Here is a 19146-nt window from a genome sequence, read left to right as displayed (position 1 = left end):
CTCGGGGGGACACTTACCTGTATAATCTAATGAGGATGCTATGAATTATTCCGAGGATGGCGTGGAAAAAGTTGGAATTACCTCTGTTGAAATAATACTGTCAGGTCGAGCGCAGTCGAGTCCTTCTTCTTAGGATGATCCTGCTATATAGAGACCCCTCGACTGCGCTCGGGGGGACATAACAAGTAGAGAGAAATAACATACTTCGCCTGTCAATTAAACCAGGTTAGCCTCAATTTGTAATCAAAAAAAACCTGAAGCATTACACTTCAGGTTTTTATATACATAATAGGATTTGCAAGTCTACAACAAGAAACTATTGGTTCCCCGTCAGTACCCAATCTCCTTTGTCTAAAAGAGGAATGGCCTGCTTGTATTTCATTGATTTAGTTTCCCCTGACATTACATTCTTCAGGGTAACTTTATCATTACGGCCGATTTTCGGCTGTTCTCTTACAATTGTTTCAGTAACCTGCGGGCGTTGCTGAGTTCTTTGACCTGCAGCGCGACTTTGAGCTGCCCGCTCATCCATATTTGGAATTTCCTCCTTGTTGGTCTCAACTTTTTCCTTTGGTCTGGTTTGTCGTGCTTCCCTGATGTTTTGAGTGTTTCCTTCAGGAATTTCACCTTTAAACAGGAAGGAGATAACGTCCTTATTCACCTGGTCAATCATCACTTTGAACAATTCAAAAGCCTCAAACTTGTAAATAAGAAGTGGATCTTTTTGTTCGTGAACCGCAAGCTGAACACTCTGCTTTAACTCATCCATCTTCCGCAGGTGTGTCTTCCAGGAATCATCAATTATAGCCAGGGTGATGTTCTTTTCAAAATCTTTTGTTAGTTGCTTTCCTTCAGTTTCATAAGCTTTCTCCAGATTTGTTACAACCTGCAGGCTCTTTGTACCATCGGTAAAAGGAACTGCAATTCTTTCAAAATTATTTGATTCGTCCTCATAAACCTGCTTTATAATAGGATATGCAGTTTTTGCAGTACGATCCATCTTCGTGTGATAATGTTCGTATGCCGCCTTGTAAACTTCGCTAAGCAATTTTCTGAACATCCATCTTTGCAAACTGATCTTCGGTCACAGGAGAACTCATGGAGAAATATCTAATAAGCTCAAATTCGAAGTTCTTAAAGTCCGTAGCCATTTTATTGGTTTCGGTAATAACTTCCGCAGTATCAAAGATCATATTGGCAATATCCACCTTCAACCTGTCTCCAAATAATGCGTGGTAACGACGTTTGTAGATCACTTCTCTCTGTGCATTCATCACATCATCATATTCCAGCAATCGCTTACGGACTCCAAAGTTGTTCTCTTCCACTTTTTTCTGAGCCCTTTCAATAGACTTGGAAATCATGGAATGCTGAATTACTTCACCTTCTTCAAGTCCCATACGGTCCATAAGTTTGGCAATACGTTCAGAACCAAACAATCTCATAAGATTATCTTCAAGAGATACGTAAAACTGAGAACTTCCCGGATCTCCCTGACGGTAAGCACGACCTCGCAGCTGCCTGTCAACACGTCTTGAATCGTGACGTTCAGTACCTATTATGGCGAGACCCCCGGCTTTCTTAACATCCGGACTCAGTTTAATGTCGGTACCACGACCTGCCATGTTAGTGGCGATGGTCACAATTCCTGAGTTACCTGCTTCGGCAACAATATCGGCTTCTTTTTTATGCAGTTTCGCGTTCAGTACGTTATGAGGTACTTTTCGAAGCGTAAGCATACGGCTCAATAATTCTGAAATCTCTACGGAAGTTGTTCCAATAAGAACAGGTCTTCCGGCATGAGAAAGATTTGTCACTTCCTCAATAACTGCGTTATATTTCTCTCTTTTAGTCTTATAAACGAGATCTTCTTTATCTGCACGTGCAATAGGGCGATTGGTAGGAATTTCAACCACATCCATTTTATATATTTCCCAGAATTCACCTGCTTCAGTAACAGCTGTACCAGTCATCCCCGAAAGTTTTCGGTACATCCTGAAGTAGTTTTGAAGGGTAATAGTTGCAAAAGTCTGGGTTGCATCTTCGATCTTTACATTCTCCTTGGCCTCTATAGCCTGGTGGAGACCATCGCTGTAACGGCGGCCTTCCATAATACGTCCTGTTTGTTCGTCAACAATTTTCACCTTGTTTTCGATAACTACATATTCAGTATCTTTTTCAAAAAGAGTATAAGCTTTCAGCAGTTGTCTCAGCGTATGAATACGCTCGCTTTTCACACTGTACTCGCGGAAAAGATCTTCTTTTTTCTCAGCTTCTTCTTCTTTAGAAAGATTTTGTTTTTCAATTTTGGCGATTTCCATGCCTATCTCCGGCATCACGAAAAAGTCCGGATCATCTTTACCTGAAAGAAACTCAATTCCTTTGTCGGTAAGATCTATTTGGTTGTTTTTCTCTTCAATCACAAAATACAGCTCTTCATCAACCGTAGGCATTTCCCGGTTGTTGTCTGCCATATATTTATTTTCAGTTTTTTGAAGGAGTTGACGAATACCTTCCTCACTTAAATATTTAATGAGTGCTTTGTTTTTCGGAAGTCCGCGGTGTACACGTAACAGTTGCAGTCCACCTTCTTCAGTCTTTCCGGCAGCGATAAGTTTTTTTGCTTCAGCAAGGATCTTTGTAAGATGTTGTCGCTGTACTTCTACTATGTTGTGAATCGCAGGTTTTAAAACCTCAAACTCGTGTACATCACCTTTTGGAATAGGCCCGGATATAATAAGCGGGGTACGAGCATCATCGATCAACACCGAATCCACCTCATCCACAATCGCATAATTGTGCGGACGTTGTACAAGATCATCCGGAGCGTGAGACATGTTATCACGCAGGTAATCAAATCCGAATTCGTTGTTCGTTCCGTAAGTTATATCCGCATTATATGCTTTTCTTCTGGCTGCCGAATTTGGACGGTGGTAATCTATACAATCTACTGTAAGGCCGTGGAATTCAAAGATAGGTGCCATCCACGCACTGTCACGCTTGGCAAGATAATCGTTCACTGTAATAAGATGCACCCCGTTTCCCGCAAGGGCATTGAGATACATAGGAAGGGTAGCCACAAGGGTTTTACCTTCCCCGGTCTGCATTTCTGCAATTTTTCCCTGGTGCATTGCCACACCACCAATAAGCTGCACATCGTAGTGTACCATATCCCAGGTAATGGGTTTTCCGGCTGCATCCCAGGAGTTGCTCCATACAGCGTGATCACCATCAAGCTCTACATAAGGTTTCTCTGCTGAAATTTCACGATCAAAAGCTGTTGCCTCAACTCTCATTGTAGGATTAGCTACAAAACGTTTTGCAGTTTCTTTAACCGTCGCAAATGCCTGCGGAAGAATTTCGTTGAGAACAGCTTCACTGGCCTCATATCTTTTATCTTTCAGGGCATCTATTTCGGCATAAATGTCTTCATTACGGGTGATATCATCGCTCTCATCGGCTTCCTTGTTTAGATCTGTGATCTTCTGATTTATATCGGCGGTAGCATCAGCAATCTTCTTTTTGAATTCTACTGTCTTTGCGCGAAGCTCATCAAGGGAAAGCGCCTCAAATTCTTTCTCAAGGGCTTTTATTTTGTCTACTATAGGTTGTATTTCTTTGACGTCTTTTTTAGACTTGTCGCCAACAAATACTTTTAATACAGAATCTAAAAAACTCATAGTTTTTTGTGTTTAATATGTTTCAAATGTACGCAAAAAAAAAGCCTCAATATTGAGACCTTTTTGCTATCCTGCGTAATGTTTTTAATATTCGTCCTCGTTCCAGAGATAATCCTCATCCGTAGGATAATCAGGCCAGATCTCTTCAATAGAGTCATATGAATCCCCTTCATCTTCAATAGACTGAAGGTTTTCCACTACTTCCAGCGGAGCGCCTGTTCGAATGGCATAATCGATCAACTCATCTTTTGTTGTTAACCAGGGTGCATCACTAAGATAGGATGCGAGTTCTAAAGTCCAATACATTGATTATCGGGTTTTAATTTTTGCAAAAATAAATTTTTTGCGGTAATAAGCAAGAAAAAAATCTATTATTATATCAATAATAAAATGAACGTACTCTTGTGGGCTTGTTGTAAAAATTTTCCGCCCAGTGTAGAGGAAAAAACAGGCGGGGAATTATCCCTTTTGAGGGATCCATTTAACTTCGTCTGCGTGTAAGTCTTTGGACAATTTCCGTGCCAGCACAAAGAGGTAGTCAGAGAGTCGGTTCAGGTATTGCAAAATGAGCTCGTCAAAGGGATTTAATTCGTGTAAAGCAGTGGCATTTCTCTCAGCACGACGGCACACGCAACGGGCTATGTGACAGAATGACACAGATTGATGCCCACCCGGAAGCACGAAGTGTGTCATCTCCGGCAGCTCCTCATTCATCCGGTCCATTTCCAATTCCAGCAGCTCTATGTCTTCAAATGTAATCTTAGGAATTGTAAGCCGTTCCTTACCATTTTTAAGGGTGGCTTTTTCAGGTTCAGTGGCAAGCGTAGAACCAATAGTAAATAGCCAGTCCTGCACCCGGTTCAGGATTTTCCTGGTATGCTCTCCACAATCCTGATCTTTCACGAGGCCAATGTGCGCGTTAAGTTCATCAATTGTTCCATAGCTTTCAATGCGAATATGATGCTTCGGGACACGGGTTCCTCCAAAAAGTGAAGTGGTGCCTTTGTCGCTTAGTTTTAGTGTATATTTTCATTTTTAGTTCTCAATTCTAGGTTGTCAGTTGTTGGTTCTCTGTTCTCAGTTCTCTGTTCTCAGTTGTAGGTTGTTAGTTCTCGGTTCTTTCTTTATTATTTTGATAAACTGAGTTTTGTTTACCGTTTTCTGTTTACCGTTTTCTATTCGTGTTAAATCTTTTTTGTAAGCCGTATCTGAAACTTGAAGTCTGAAATAATAGCTCCTTTTATTCCTGCTTCTTGCCTCTTGATTCTTGATTCTTGCCTCTTGTTTCTTGGTTCTTGAGTCTTCCAACTCTCGAACCATCAGCGGGAAGATCATCTTCTTTGTTTAATTCTTTTTTGCGTTCAAGGTATCTTCTTCTAAAGCTCTGATTCTTTCTTGCTCTCCGCTCGCTTTTCGCCCTACGGGAGCTGTAGAAATAGTAGAACAGAAAAAATCCTATTAATCCTATGTAAATCCATGTTTCCCGATCGAAATCCAGCATTTAGGTAAATTTATTACAAGTTAAGAAATTGATTTGAGTAGGTGAAAAATGTTCTAAAAAGTAGAGAGGGGAAAGGAAAAAGTGGAGAGTGGAGAGTGGAAAGTAACAGCGGGTAATAGAGTCTGTTAAAGGTTACAGTTGCAAAATTTTCCCGCAGAACTCGCAGAATTTGAGACTCGTGATTTTAATTTTGCACTTCTAATTTCGTACTTCTATATTTTTTTCCCGCAGAACTCGCAGATTTCCGCAGATCTTATTTCAATTTAAAGTCTTGTCTCCCGCCACGGCGGGCAGGCTTAATTCTGGCCTCTTAATTCAACGTGCTGGCGCGGATCTGTGATCCGTGACTGCTTCCAAATTCTAAATTTGCACTTCTAGCACCTAATGCTGGCACGGAGTCGCAATCAGGGACGGAACAAAACTTTCTATTTATAACTTATAACTTATAACTTATAACTTCTAACTTCCAACTTCCAACTTCCGACTTCGGACTTCCAACTTCGTACTTCTAACTTCGTACTTCTACCTTCTCACTTCGCTTCTCATCACTTTCAATCACCCCATCACGTAAGCGGATTACCCTGTGAGCGTGCAGTGCAATTTCTTCTTCGTGAGTTACGAGGATTACAGTGTTTCCTGCAGCGTGAATGTCATCAAAGAGATGCATGATTTCTACGGAAGTTTTTGAATCCAGGTTTCCGGTTGGTTCATCGGCCAGGATGATCGAGGGGTTATTTACCAATGCACGGCCTACTGCCACCCGTTGCCGCTGACCTCCTGATAACTGATTTGGTTTATGGTCCATTCTGTCGGCGAGCCCAACGTTCTTCAAAACTTCTGTAGCTCTGGCAGTTCTGGCAGATTTAGATGCTCCGGCGTACACCATCGGTAAAGCAACATTCTCAAGAGCGGTAGTTCTGGGCAGCAGGTTAAAGGTCTGAAAGACGAAGCCTATCTCAGTATTCCTAATGTCTGCAAGTTCGTCATCACTCATTTTACTCACATCCTTACCATTCAGGATATAGCTTCCTGAAGTTGGCGTATCAAGGCAGCCGAGTAAGTTCATCAGCGTAGATTTTCCCGATCCTGAGGGTCCCATGAAAGCTACATATTCCCCGCGTTCAATTTCAAGATTGATGCCTTTTAAAACTTTAATTATTTCATGGCCCAGTGGAAAATCCCTGGTAATATTATGTAATTCAATGACCTTGCTCATGGATAGCTTCTGAAATTAATGTAAAGATAGGACGCTGTTTTGACTGATATGTTACAATCTAATTATAAAATGTTCTTTTTCCTGTTCTCTTCGGAAGAATACCATTCCCCAAAAAAAGCTGTCAATCGTCACCCTTACTTCCGGATGGTTCTTGATCTCCTCCCAGGCTTCCTCCATTCCTTTGGACCAGTGAATATCATCAAAAATAAAGACTGAATCATTATGCGCCAGAGGCAGAAGTTTATGGAAGTATTCCAGAGTAGCTTCTTTTTGGTGGTTGCCGTCGAAGTAGATCAGGTCGGTTGTTGGTTGGCGGGTATCTGTTATCGGTTGTCGGTTGTCAGTTATATGTTTTCTGTTTTCTGATATTGGTTGTTTGGAATTTGGAATTTGGAATTTGGAAATTCTTTCAATGTTTTCTGTTTTCGGTTTACTTTTTATTGCTTCTGACTCTCCACTCTCCACTTTCCACATTCCACTTTCTCCGTTCGTTAATTCTGAATCTTCACTCTCCACTCTCCACTCTCCACTCTCTCCTTTTTCCAGTTTCGACTTTCCACTTTCCACTCTCCACTCTCCACTCTTCCCAGTCTCTGACTTTCCACTCTCCACTCTCCACTCTCCACTAAAGAATTCTTCAAAACTTCCCACCTCAAGTTGAATATTTTCCAACTCAAATTTTTGGAAATACTCTTCTGCGATTTTGGCCGTTTCGGGGCACCCTTCTATTGTTGTTAACCTCACCTTATTTTCCATTGCAATTGAAGCAGAAGAAATACCTACGGAAGTTCCCAATTCCAATGCATTTTTAATCTCGAGGTAGGAGGTAAGCTTGTTAAGCAGGATAGCTCTTTTTTTTGAAATCCCGGCATTTTTTGCAATGGCAGAAACTTTACGGGTATTGGATTTAAAAACCCTGCTGCTTAGCTCCAAAGTCGGTTACCTCAATTTCCCTCTTGTCATTTAGCAAGGTTTTTCTGAATTCAAGAAGCTTTTTGTGAGCAGCTTTATTTTCCTTCTTGTAGAGGCATTCTGTAAGTAAACTAAAGACAAAGGGAGAGTGGACTCCATGTTCATTGGTGGAGTGCCAGAGGAATTTTATGTAGGAGAAGAGGTTTATTGTTTTGGGTTTTGGGATTACTGTTTTCTGTTTTGCTTTTTCCGTTTTGCGTTTTCTATGTTGCCCATTTGAAGCAAAGATTACTATTGAAAGCTGATTAAAATTTAAAACACCGTCCAAATTTAGGAATATTATGAAAAGGAAATAGGAGTTGTTTCATTTAGCTGAGATGACCTGGAATAGTGGTTAAGCATTACAACTCCTATTGCAGGGTGTTTATCTAAAAAACGTGAAAATACTTAAATCTAAAATTTACAGATTGAGTACATTGCGTTTTTTAATGAGCTAAAATGAAAATACACAAATTTTATTTTTTTCTAATAGTATTCGCACTTCTTATAAATAGTTGTAGTGGACGTAAAGAAACCCGGTTACTTATCTTCACTAAAACTGCTTAGTTTTGAACATAAATCTATTCCTTCCGGGGTTGAGGCACTGCTAAATCTGGGGAAGGACAATAAAATCCAAATGGATACGACAAGTAACAGTGCAGCTTTTACAGAGGACAATTTAAAGCAATATCATGCGGTGGTTTTTTTAAATACTACAGGAGATGTACTCGATTAAAGCAACAGGCCGATTTCGAACGATTTATTCAGGCAGGTGGAGGTTTTGTGGGAATTCATTCCGCTGCTGACACCGAATATCATTGGCCATGGTATGGCAAATTAGTGGGAGGATATTTTGAGAGCCATCCTGCCGTACAAAAAGCCAGCATTAAAGTTTACAATACCAGCCATCCCTCCACAAAACATCTGCCTGAGAATTGGGAACGGACTGATGAATGGTACAATTATATCTCTCTTAATCCCGACATTAATGTATTGGCCTCTTTAGATGAAGATACTTATGAAGGAGGGAAGAATGGCGATGATCATCCTATAATATGGTATCACGAGTACGATGGAGGCAGGGCCTTTTATACTGGTGTTGGACATACAGATGAGAGTTACAGCGAACTAGGCTCTTTTAGAACATTTATTGGGTGGTATTTTATGGGCTGCAGGGGAGGAGGATCTGGATTATACTAAAGCCACTACGATCCGGGTACCGGAGGAAACTCATTTTCATCAGGTAGTACTGGCTGAAGATCTTGATGAACCCACAGAACTTGCAGTAATTAATAATGGAGATGTCCTTATTGTCGAGCGAAAGGGAGAAATAAAAATATTCAAAGCTTCAAACGGCACCACAAAATTGGCAGGAAAGCTGGAGGTACATTCCGAAGAAGAAGACGGTCTTATGGGAGTGGCGGTAGATCCGGATTTTCAAAATAACAAATGGGTCTACCTTTACTATTCTCCCGCCGGAGCCGAACTAGTAAATGTCCTTTCCCGTTTTGTATTGAAGGAAGATCTAATTGATATGAGTAGTGAGAAAAGAATTATAGAAGTACCTGTACAAAGGGAGGAGTGTTGCCATACTTAGTGGCTCAATTGCTTTTGATGCTCAGGGTAATTTATTTCTTTCTACCGGAGATAACACTAATCCATTTGATTCAGGGGGATATGCTCCAATTGATGCAAGAGCTTAGAGAAGCTCCTGGGATGCCCGTCGTACTGCAGCTAATACTGATGATCTTCGCGGAAAAATTTTGCGTATACATCCCGAGGATGACGGCACCTACACCATTCCTCCCGGAAATCTTTTTACTGAAGATTCTCCTATAAAAGGACGCCCTGAAATTTATGTGATGGGTAATCGCAACCCCTACCGAATTTCAGTAGATAAAAAGACAAATTTTCTGTACTGGGGGGAAGTTGGACCTGATGCTTAAGCAAAGACAGCATACGTGGTCCAAAAGGACATGACGAAATAAATCAGGCCACGGGGCCCGGAAATTTTGGCTGGCCTATGTTTGTGGGAGATAATAAAGCCTACCGCCAGTACGACTTTGCTGCTGAGGAATTGGGAGAGTTATTTAATCCGTCTAAACCAGGGAACACCTCGGTTAATAATACAGGATCAGAACTTTTACCTCCTGCACAGTAAGCTTTTATCTGGTACCCATACGAGTCCATACAGGAATTTCCAATACTAGGGGAGGGAGGACGTACAGCTATGGCCGGACCAGTTTTTTATTCGGATATGTATAGCGATTCAAAGGTAAAGTTTCCTGAGTACTATAATGGTAAATTCTTTATTTATGAGTGGATGCGAAACTGGATCCTTGCTGTTACAATGGATGAAAATGGAGACCTTGTTAAGATGGAGCCGTTTTTACCTAATATGGAACTGGTGAGGCCAATGGATATGGATTTTGGAGCAGACGGAGCGATGTACATCCTGGAGTATGGGCAGGATTGGTTTAAGAAAAATGAAAAGGCGCGGCTGGTACGCGTTGAATATTCTGAAGAAAATCATTCCCCTCAGGCTGTTGCTACTGTGTTGAAAAACGAAGGAGCTGCACCCTTTACTGCCAGCTTCTCTGCCAAAGAATCTATTGATCGCGATAAAGATGAAAAGCTTTCCTATGCCTGGTCCTTCACCGGGAGCAAAATACAATCAACAGAAGTAGAACCATCATACACATTTAATGAGCCGGGGACTTATGAGGTGGTTTTAGTAGTAACCGACTCCAAAGGAGCAAGATCTATAACAAAAACAGAAGTGAAGGTGGGGGAGGCAATTGAGGCTGAAATATCAGGTGCTGAGATGGGTCACCAGAGAGCAGCAGAAAACTTTTTAGCAGGTAAGGAACAAATAGAGAATAGTGATTGCAGAGCCTGTCATGCGGTAGATAAAACCGTTATAGGTCCATCTTACCTGGAGATTGCCAACAGGTATAAGGATGACGATAAGGCACATGGTATGCTGGTGGAGAAAATTCTTTTGGGAGGTAGAGGAAATTGGGGAGACTTAGCCAATGGCTCCACATCCACAGCTTTCTGAGGAAGAAGCCGGAGAAATGGTAGAATATATCCTCTCGTTAAAAGAAAACGAATTGAAATAATAAAACGACATACGACAAACAGTTCTAATCTGTGAATATCCTAAACTAAAAAAGGTCTGCTTCGTTAGAAACAGACCTTTTTTAACTTTAACGATTTGATTACTATAATTTTTTCAAGCCTTTTAATTCAGATTTTTCTGGGTACAATACTAATTGCATAGCCTCCTCCGGGAGCAGAAAGCTGGGAAAGTTTTGACTTATTATCCACTACAACTTTTCTTATTTCATAAGCCTGCGGATTTTTCTTAAAATGAGCATCCTTAGCATCCGAATAAATCGTGGCGATATATTTTTTGCCTTTATCTAAAAAGTCAAATTTTACAGTTGATGTACGGGACTCCAATCCGTTTACATTACCTAAGTACCAGCTGTCGGTTCCTTTTTCTTTACGCACTACAGTGATGTATTCTCCAGGCTCTGCTTCCAGGTAAATACTTTTGTCCCAATCCAGCGGTACATCTTTTATAAACTGAAAAGCATCCGGGAATCTATTATAATTTTCAGGAAGGTCTGCCGCCATTTGTAATGGGCTGTACATTGTAACATATAAAGCAAGTTGATTTGCAAGGGTGCTGTTAACATGCGAAGTATTATCAGGATTTAATTTACTGATATCCATTTCAAAAATACCCGGAGTGTAATCCATAGGTCCGCCAATTAATCTGGTAAATGGAAGTATGGTAACATGATTGGCTTTGTTGCCACCAAATGCCTGGTATTCTGTTCCCCTGGCAGATTCATTACCAATAAGATTAGGATAAGTTCGCGCAATTCCCGTAGGCCTTACTGCTTCATGAGCGTTGACCATTATTTTGTATTCAGCTGCTTTTTCAAGGGCATACTGATAATGATTCACAAGCCACTGGCTGTAATGATTTTCACCACGGGGAAGTATATCTCCCACGTATCCGCTTTTTACAGCATCATAGCCGTGCTCTTTCATAAACTGATAAGCAGTATCTAAATGACGCTCATAATTGCGGACTGAAGAGGACGTTTCATGGTGCATCATTATTTTTACTCCTTTACTTTCAGCATATTTTCCAACTTCTTCGTGGTCAAAATCGGGATAAGGAGTTACAAAATCAAAGACATAATCTTTTGAATTCCCAAACCAGTCTTCCCAGCCTACATTCCACCCTTCTACCAGTACTGCATCAAATCCATGTTCTGCAGCAAAATCTATGTATTTCTTTACATTTTCTGTGGTAGCACCGTGCTTTCCGTTGGGTTTTGCTTTCTCAAAATCGGTTACTCCCAGCTGCACTGTAGGTAGATCATCTGTATAAGCCCAACTGCTTTTCCCTGTGATCATCTCCCACCAAACTCCTACGTATTTCACAGGTGTGATCCAGGAAGTGTCTTCAATTTTATTGGGTTCATTTAAATTATAGGTGAGTTTAGACGCCAGAATATCACGGGCATCATCGCTTACTATGATTGTACGCCAGGGAGTGGTATCGGGCGCCTGCATATAACCTTTATCGCCTACTGCATCAGGAGTAAGCCAGGAAGTGAAAACCATTTTTTCGTCATCCAGGTTAAGGTGCATGGCAGGAAAATTTATTAAAGCAGCTTCGTGCAGGTTAATGTAAAGTCCATCCTCAGTCTTCATCATTAGAGAGGTTTGCACTCCGGTTTCAGAAAATGAGGTTTGGGAAACATTCTCAGTAACCGATTTTTCCATCAAATCCCCTATTTCTGAAAGTTTGGAAGTGGTATAGTCATACTCCTGGGTATCATAATCACCGGGGATCCAATAAGTTGTATGATCTCCTGTCATTGCAAACTCTGTCCTCTCTTCTTTAATTACAAAGTAGGTAAGGTTCTTTTGTGATGGAAATTCATACCTGAAACCAAGGCCATCATTAAATAATCTAAACCTTATCACCACATTCCTGTCGGTTTTTTTCTGGTTAAGAGTGACTTCAAGTTCATTGTAGTTATTGCGTATTTCTTTTTCCTCACCCCAAACAGGTTGCCAGGTTTCATCAAAAGTTGAGTTTTTAGTATCCTGGAGGACGAAATTATCGAGCAGGGAGGTGGTATCATTTTTCAATTCTAATCCCAGTTTGCTTTGTTTTACAACCTCTTTGCCCTTGTACGTGAGATTGTATGTGGGAGTACCCGCCTTGTTCAGTGAAAATTTCATTTTTAATTCACCATTTGGGGAATTTATTTCCTGTGCATTAACAGAAAGAAGGTTAATAAAACAGGCGATTATAAAGACTTTTTTCATTTTAGTTATAAGTATTAATACGGCTTATCTGCCATTATAGTTAATTGCAGTGCTTTTTAAAAGCTCGCTGATTAACAGATTATTATTTATTGGGGTAGGGGTGTTGCTAAATTTCAGGTGCCTTAATTAAATTCTATGATCATTGGTGTTTTGGCTGCTATGGATAAACTTTCTTTTAACTGAACAATGTTACCACTCAAAATTTCCTTTCCAGATGATGAGTTTGCAGGCAGCTGTTCTGCAAATCTTTTTAGGTCAATGGTCTGCTCTTCCTCGTTGTTATTAAGGATTACCATTACCTTTTGATCATTTAATATTCTGAAGTAGACATATACATTATTTTCAGGAATAAAATGAACAAGTTTTCCTTTGTGGATTACTTCAGCAGATTTCCTCCAGTTCAGCAACTTTTTGGTGAAACTGTGAAATTCTTCCTGTTGTTCTGTTCTTCCGGATGCCAGAAAAGCATTTTGATTATCTTCCTGCCAGCCTCCGGGAAAATCCCTGCGAATGTCGCCGTCTCCTTTTCCTTTGTCCCCACGCATTCCTATTTCAGATCCATAGTACAGTTGCGGAATTCCCCTGGTAGTGGCAATAAGAGTGAGGGCTAGTTTGTAATTTGCAGGATTTTGGTCGTAAATTTCATTGAACTGTAGATTTTGTCGTGGTTTTCCAGGAAAACCAGCAGGTTGTCTACATCGGGGTATAAGAAATCATTGACAAAATTATTGTAAACCTTCATGATTCCAGTGTCCCATCCTGCAGCTTCAGAAAATGCACTTCCTGTAGCATCGTGTAAGGTAAAATCCATTACTGAAGGTAAATAGGTGTTGTAGTTTTGAATTGCTCCAATTTTACTATCCTTCTGCCAGTAGGAGATTTGTGCCTGGTCGTGAAGCCAGACTTCCCCAACTATATTAAAATTGGGATATTCTTCCATAATTGTCTTCGTCCACTCTGCAATGCTTTCCTTATCGTTATAACTATAGGTATCAACACGGAAACCATCGAGGTCGGCATACTCTATCCACCAGATCGCATTCTGAATAAGATAATTAAGAACGAGCGGATTCTCCTGATTTAAATCGGGCATAGTTCTTACAAACCATCCTTCTACGCAATATTTGTAATCCCGGTGACTGGCGTGGGGATCAAACTGGGTTTCCATTCTATAGTTGGAATTTGCGTAACCTGGGAATTGGTTGATCCAATCGTAGGCAGGAAGATCTTTTATCATCCAATGCTCGGCACCCCAGTGGTTGGTGACGTAGTCCATAATGAGCTTCATGTCTCGGTTGTGCATTTCTGAAGCTAAAACTTTATAGTCTTCATTGCTCCCGTAGCGGGGATCAATTTTATAGACATCGCTTTGGGCATAGGTGTGATAAGAGTAACCTAAGCATCATTATCTTCCAGTAGCGGTGTACTCCAGATGGCCGTGACACCCAGATCCTCCAGGTAATCCAAGTTATTAAGTATCCCCTGAAGGTCGCCGCCATGTCTTCCGCCTTGTTCTGCTCTGTTGACTTTGTCAGTTAAACCTTCTACTGAATCATTATCGGGATTGCCATTGGCGAACCCATCCGGCATCAGTAAATAAATTACATCTTCGCTGCTAAAACCTTCGCGTTGTGCAGAATTTTCTCTTCTTGATTTTAGCTCGTATTCCCGGGTGAATTTTTTGCCTTTCTTCTGAAAATTGAAATGCAACAATCCGGGTTCTACGCCTTCAGTATCCAAACTAACGAACAGGTAGTTTGGATTTTCAGTTTTAATTACTCCGGTGACAGGGATTTGTTCCTGAAGAGATACCTGGTAATCGGCGATATTCTTTCCGTAGAAAAGGATCTGAATTTCTGATTTTTGCATTCCTGCCCACCAAAATGGCGGCTCTACTCTTTCTATCTGTGCATATCCACTAAGGCTAAAAAGACAGCCTATGAATGCTGAAAGTAATATGCTGATAATTTTTGCCTTCATAGTTATATTAAAAGTGGTAGCCGAATACTTTATCACTCCTGGTATACGCCTGCTTTATTAAACATAATTTTTTAACCGAAGAAGATTTCAAATTATTCTCCTGCTGAAGTTTCCTTCATAATAGACCATATAGCATATCCATTTGCAGGAGCCTCAATTGCTGCAGTGCCATTTTCACTAGTCATAGGACGATAAGCAGTATTTTGACTGTAGTCCATTAACTTTATATTATTCCAGCCATTGAAACTTCCCGTCGTTTTGTGCTTGAATTGGTGGTGATGTAAAGAATTAATCCGGGATTTTCTCCTGTACCGCTTCTTTTCATTACATACTCATCATTATCTACATAAAGCACTTCATAATCTCCTGTTGCCAAAGTATTATGAATGATGATGAGGTTATTTAATTCTTCCTGGAATTCTTCATTTTCATAATCTGAATAGAAAATTGTAGGATACCCGGGGTGGGTAAGAATAAAAGAATAAGCTTTCAACTTGTTTTTTGCCGAAATACGATTGTCCTCATTCGTATCTTTCTCTGTATCGTGATTAGCTGTAAAAGTAACTGCCTTTTCAGGATAGGTATTCCACAGCATTTCTTCAGTTAATTTATTAAGATCATCATTCCTGTCAAATGCTTCTTCCAGTTTATAAAATGCGGCAAAATCAAAAGCTCCGCTTCCGGTTTCCTCCACGTAATTCTTAAGAACATTGACATTGCCATCCCAAAGTTCAGCTACTGAAAATCCTCCAACTTCATTGATCCATTCCTTCACGACCCAGGGCTCAAATCCAAGCACATAATCAAAACGCCAGCCATCAAAGCCCATTTCGTTCACATAATATTTTGCTACGGAATTCTCGTCCTTCCAAAGCCAGTTTTGTACATATTCCTGATTGTGATCCAGGTTTTGTTCAGCATAAAAAAGGCTGCCCTCGTCAAATGGACTGGTACTGTTAGGGTAGAAATTTTCATAATCCCTGTTGAACATTCCGGAAGCATTGCCGTGCTGCTCATCAAAGAGAGTGTATGTCAATTTGTTCCTGTAAGGGTTGAATTCTTCCCCACCGCCGCTATTGTGGTTAATTACTATATCGGCTATTACTTCCAGTCCGTTTTCGTGAGCAGTTGCTATTAGATTTTCCAGATCTTCCTTAGTTCCAAACCGTGTAGGAACCGTACCGTGCTGCTGGTATTGTCCGAAGTCAAAATAATCCGAAACATCATAGCCCATTGAGTGACCCCCTGACTGACCTTTGGTAGCAGGTGGAAGCCAGATTCGATCTATTCCGGCATCAGACCAACCTTCAACTTTACTGTAAGCACCTCCCACCATTCATGCCGTGGCTCTACATCCCAGTAAAAAGCCTGCATCATTACTCCGTCACCATTGTTGTATTCCTCAAGATTGAGCGGTTCATATGTAAGCGTAGTATCTGTAGGTTCTTCTATTACTGTTACAGCTTCATCATCACTACTACAGGAGGTAAAGCTTAAAGCACAGCCCAGCAGGAAGCTTAATAAATAACTTCTTTTCATCTTTTATGGATATTGAAAGATTGTACAGTGTTTCGATTCCGGTTCAAATCGGGTAGTGCGGTTGAGGGTACCACAACCCGATTCGACTGGAAGCTATTTTTTAAATCCTTCAGGTTTAAATATTATTCAGCAACCGGAATAAATAAATAACGGCTAAGTAAGGTCATTGAACCAGACATTATAAGTTCCTTCCATAGCCGGAATATCGGGACCACCAAAAGTACCCTGACCGGAAGGAAAAGTTCCTGCTCCCCAGTTTACATCCCAGGCTTTCTCTGCACGGAATTTAATAGAACCTTCAGTAAGAGTAACATTCTGTGCATACCAGATATGCTCATTGAAAGTTGATTTTGTAAGTTCAATATCCGGAGTTGGATTATCTTCGTTTGGCCATCCCACGCTTGTACCTTCTCCTACTAGTCCAATAGTTGTATAAGTAGCGGCATTACTTGCGTCGATTTCTGTGAAAGTATAGGTCATTTCATCAACATTTACTGTAAGCTTGTAAAAACCTGCTGTAGTTACATTAATTCCATCAGGATCTCCACCAAGAATAGTACTGTTGGTAAAATTCCCATCTTTAATACCCCACTGTGGCTGCCATTCTCCCAGGATCTCAAGAAGTTTAATAGCCCCTACATTAAATTTGCCTTCATAGTAATAAAGGTTTTCATTTTCCGCATCCCTGAATAAAGGAGTATTATTGTTAATATTACTCCAGCTTAAAAGCAGTTGCATCACCTACCAGGTAGAGGTTCATTTTAGGTGCTTCTGCTCCGCCATCATCTTCAGGCAACATTACGTTTATACTCATAACATCAGAAAATTGTTCCACACTGTTAGCAGCGTCGCTACCTGCGTATGCTCTTACTCTAAAATACAGAGTTCCGGTATTGGGAGCTTCGGTTTCGGGATCATTGTCCAGCCCGGCTTCTTCAGCAAGATCCAGCATTTGGTTCACGGTAACGGCGGCATTGGTAGCAGTGCCTTCTGCTAAAACAGACATGTAGCTGAAAGATTCACTTGATGATCCCTGTAGTTCATAAGTCACAGGAGTTTGTACTCCCATATCTACTTCATTCCAAACAAAACGTTCAGCTAAATTATTACCGTTAGAAGCGGTAAGAGTGTAGGCTCCTGTAGCAGCATTGCTAAACATGATGCCATGGGGATCTTCTTTTGCGGTAAAAGTAAATTCATCGTCCTGCGTACAGGCACTAAAATTAATTATGGCCAGTAATGCTATTCCTATTTTCGCTAATTTTTTCATTGCTTTAAGTCGTTTATATTAATAACCGGGATTTTGAGTCAGGTTGGGGTTAATGGAAATTATGTTGGAGGGAAGAGGAAATAATCTTCTAAAAGGATCTACTGCTGTCCCTGTTCTTGAACCTCCTTTGAAAGGCCACAGGTAATCCCCGGTAACAAAGTCTGTAAACCTTATAAGGTCTGTTCTTCTTTGGCCTTCCCAGTACAATTCCCTTGCTCTTTCATCTATAACAAATTGTAGATCCAGATCGGCATTTATTATATTTCCTGAAGTATCTCCAAAAGCTCTTTCCCTTAACTCATTGATATATCCTGTGGCTGTACCTAAATCCCCACCGGAACCACCACGAAGAACAGCTTCAGCGTAAGTAAGGTAAATTTCAGCCATACGAATAAGAGGAAGATCGGCATCTACGAATTCACCACCCTGATCACTTCCCGGTTCTCCGTTAGAATCAATATTTGTAAATTTTGTTACGGCATAACCATCGGTAAATGTATTTGCGATCGTGTTGATCTCAAGATTTTGACCTGCAGTATAAAACATTGCCCTGGCATCTGCCCAGGCTACTGGATCACCATTTTCATCTTCCTCTGTTACCGCATAATCAAATTTATTAACCAGGGCTTTGGTAGTGCGAAGACCTCCCCAGCCCCCTGTTGACTCCAAAATCTGAAGCGGTCATAGAACCCCCAATGGCAGCGTGAACAAGGAAAGAAGTCCCTCCAAAAGTTCTGGATTGGTTCCCGTCAAAGTTCAGTGCAAATATGAATTCCTTCTGCGCCCCGTTCATATCATTATCGGCAAGAAAGAGTTCATCGTAGGCTGATCCATTACCGTTAGCATCTGTAGTGTTAATAGAGTAGGAGGAGTTTATGGCTCGTGACGCATAAGTTACTGCATCTGAATAGCGTGCTTCACTAGATCCAAATTTCAGCATTAAGGTATAATTTGGATAGTAAGGCCCAGGCGGCAACACGATCTACTCTTCCATATTCACTTGCTCCGCTTTCAGCTAATACCTCCTGGATCTCAAGGAGTTCAGATTCTACAAAATTGAAAACTTCTGTTCTACTGCTCTGCTCCGGTAATTCCGTAGAAACCATAGTGACCAGGGGAACATTTCCGTAGAAATCAATTAGATTATAATAAGCAAATGCTCTTAAAAATCTTGCTTCAGCAATATAAGCTGTCACTCGTGGGTCATCATTTAAAGCTTCGGCATTGGAAATAAAGGAATTGGCAAAAGAAACCTCCTGGGCAAGACGGTAATACATAGCTACTGTAAAATCATTACTCGCTCCCCAGCTCATCCCGTGTAAATTAGGTAATCCCGGGTCACCCCAGCCCACCACGGCATTATCTGTAGTAAGTTCATTCAAGCTGAACAACAGCCTGGTATACTGAGAAGTTCCCTCATCTATACCTGGTGATATCTGCATCTCCTGTAGGTCCTGTTTGTCCTGTAAGCGCCAAACTTGCATAAAGCTTAGCCAGGGCTCCTTTAGCTTCATCGGCATTTGCGAAAACATTCGTTTCAGTAAAGCTATCCGGGTCTATAGGAAATTGATCCAAATCATCATGACACGACACCAATATGAGGGCTAGGATGAAAATTAATTTTTTGATACTATTCATTTTCATAATA

General features: G+C 40.8%; 14 protein-coding genes and 5 pseudogenes. 6 read left to right on the top strand and 13 right to left on the bottom strand.

Features of this window, described 5'->3' with window-relative positions; genetic code table 11:
* Window positions 1–316: 316 nt before the first annotated feature.
* The 7 genes and pseudogenes from secA to LZ575_RS08765 form a co-directional block, all read right to left on the bottom strand.
* Window positions 317–3680, bottom strand: a pseudogene (gene secA / locus LZ575_RS08795) (preprotein translocase subunit SecA).
* Window positions 3681–3764: 84 nt separating this feature from the next.
* Window positions 3765–3986: a DUF2795 domain-containing protein gene (locus LZ575_RS08790; RefSeq protein WP_235330315.1), complete on the bottom strand. Its 222-nt coding sequence runs from the start codon at window positions 3984–3986 to the stop codon at window positions 3765–3767.
* 153 nt (window positions 3987–4139) lie between these two features.
* Window positions 4140–4713: pseudogene (locus LZ575_RS08785) on the bottom strand (cob(I)yrinic acid a,c-diamide adenosyltransferase).
* Between the two features lie 207 nt (window positions 4714–4920).
* Complete coding sequence (locus LZ575_RS08780) at window positions 4921–5181, bottom strand: hypothetical protein (protein ID WP_235330314.1); 261 nt, start codon at window positions 5179–5181, stop codon at window positions 4921–4923.
* A 508-nt stretch (window positions 5182–5689) separates the two neighbouring features.
* Window positions 5690–6397, bottom strand: coding sequence for an ABC transporter ATP-binding protein (locus LZ575_RS08775; protein ID WP_235330313.1), 708 nt, complete (start codon window positions 6395–6397; stop codon window positions 5690–5692).
* A 51-nt stretch (window positions 6398–6448) separates the two neighbouring features.
* Entirely contained in the window at window positions 6449–7330 is an 882-nt protein-coding gene (locus LZ575_RS08770) for an O-methyltransferase (protein WP_235330312.1), read from the bottom strand.
* Window positions 7305–7637: a hypothetical protein gene (locus LZ575_RS08765; protein WP_235330311.1), complete on the bottom strand. Its 333-nt coding sequence runs from the start codon at window positions 7635–7637 to the stop codon at window positions 7305–7307. The genes LZ575_RS08770 and LZ575_RS08765 overlap by 26 nt, the downstream gene beginning before the upstream one ends.
* Window positions 7638–7868: 231 nt before the next feature.
* Here LZ575_RS08765 and LZ575_RS22440 point away from each other — a divergent pair, with 231 nt between their 5' ends.
* From LZ575_RS22440 to LZ575_RS08740, 6 genes are all read left to right on the top strand, one after another.
* Window positions 7869–8084, top strand: a complete 216-nt coding sequence (locus LZ575_RS22440) for a ThuA domain-containing protein (RefSeq protein WP_255702886.1) — start codon at window positions 7869–7871, stop codon at window positions 8082–8084.
* 47 nt (window positions 8085–8131) lie between these two features.
* A complete protein-coding gene (locus LZ575_RS22435) occupies window positions 8132–8548 on the top strand; it encodes a ThuA domain-containing protein (RefSeq protein ID WP_255702885.1) in 417 nt (138 codons plus the stop codon).
* Window positions 8499–8945 (top strand): sorbosone dehydrogenase family protein, encoded by a 447-nt coding sequence (locus LZ575_RS08755; protein ID WP_235330310.1) that lies wholly within the window; start codon window positions 8499–8501, stop codon window positions 8943–8945. Before LZ575_RS22435 ends, LZ575_RS08755 begins: the two co-directional genes overlap by 50 nt.
* Window positions 8946–9111: 166 nt before the next feature.
* Entirely contained in the window at window positions 9112–9294 is a 183-nt protein-coding gene (locus LZ575_RS08750; protein WP_235330309.1) for a PQQ-dependent sugar dehydrogenase, read from the top strand.
* A 77-nt stretch (window positions 9295–9371) separates the two neighbouring features.
* Window positions 9372–9509, top strand: a complete 138-nt coding sequence (locus LZ575_RS08745; protein ID WP_235330308.1) for a hypothetical protein — start codon at window positions 9372–9374, stop codon at window positions 9507–9509.
* Between the two features lie 96 nt (window positions 9510–9605).
* Window positions 9606–10409 (top strand): PKD domain-containing protein, encoded by an 804-nt coding sequence (locus tag LZ575_RS08740; RefSeq protein ID WP_235330307.1) that lies wholly within the window; start codon window positions 9606–9608, stop codon window positions 10407–10409.
* A gap of 188 nt (window positions 10410–10597) precedes the next feature.
* Here LZ575_RS08740 and LZ575_RS08735 read toward each other — a convergent pair whose 3' ends face one another.
* From LZ575_RS08735 to LZ575_RS08710, 6 genes and pseudogenes are all read right to left on the bottom strand, one after another.
* On the bottom strand, window positions 10598–12709 hold the full coding sequence (locus LZ575_RS08735; RefSeq protein WP_235330306.1) for a glycoside hydrolase family 97 protein: 2112 nt from the start codon (window positions 12707–12709) through the stop codon (window positions 10598–10600).
* 122 nt (window positions 12710–12831) lie between these two features.
* Window positions 12832–14689, bottom strand: a pseudogene (locus LZ575_RS08730) (glycoside hydrolase family 13 protein).
* 92 nt (window positions 14690–14781) lie between these two features.
* Window positions 14782–16228, bottom strand: a pseudogene (locus LZ575_RS08725) (alpha-amylase).
* Between the two features lie 153 nt (window positions 16229–16381).
* Window positions 16382–16969 carry a hypothetical protein gene (locus LZ575_RS08720; RefSeq protein ID WP_409187194.1) on the bottom strand — a complete coding sequence of 196 codons (588 nt, stop codon included), beginning with the start codon at window positions 16967–16969 and terminating at the stop codon, window positions 16382–16384.
* Complete coding sequence (locus LZ575_RS08715) at window positions 16941–17498, bottom strand: SusE domain-containing protein (RefSeq protein WP_235330305.1); 558 nt, start codon at window positions 17496–17498, stop codon at window positions 16941–16943. The genes LZ575_RS08720 and LZ575_RS08715 overlap by 29 nt, the downstream gene beginning before the upstream one ends.
* An 18-nt stretch (window positions 17499–17516) precedes the next feature.
* Window positions 17517–19142 (bottom strand): annotated as a pseudogene (locus LZ575_RS08710) (RagB/SusD family nutrient uptake outer membrane protein).
* Between the last annotated feature and the right edge of the window lie 4 nt (window positions 19143–19146).

Source organism: Antarcticibacterium sp. 1MA-6-2 (assembly GCF_021535135.1).
Classification (GTDB): Bacteria; Bacteroidota; Bacteroidia; order Flavobacteriales; family Flavobacteriaceae; genus Gillisia.
The sequence above is the reverse complement of the archived record's forward strand: the minus strand, read 5'-3'. Positions and strand labels throughout refer to the sequence as shown.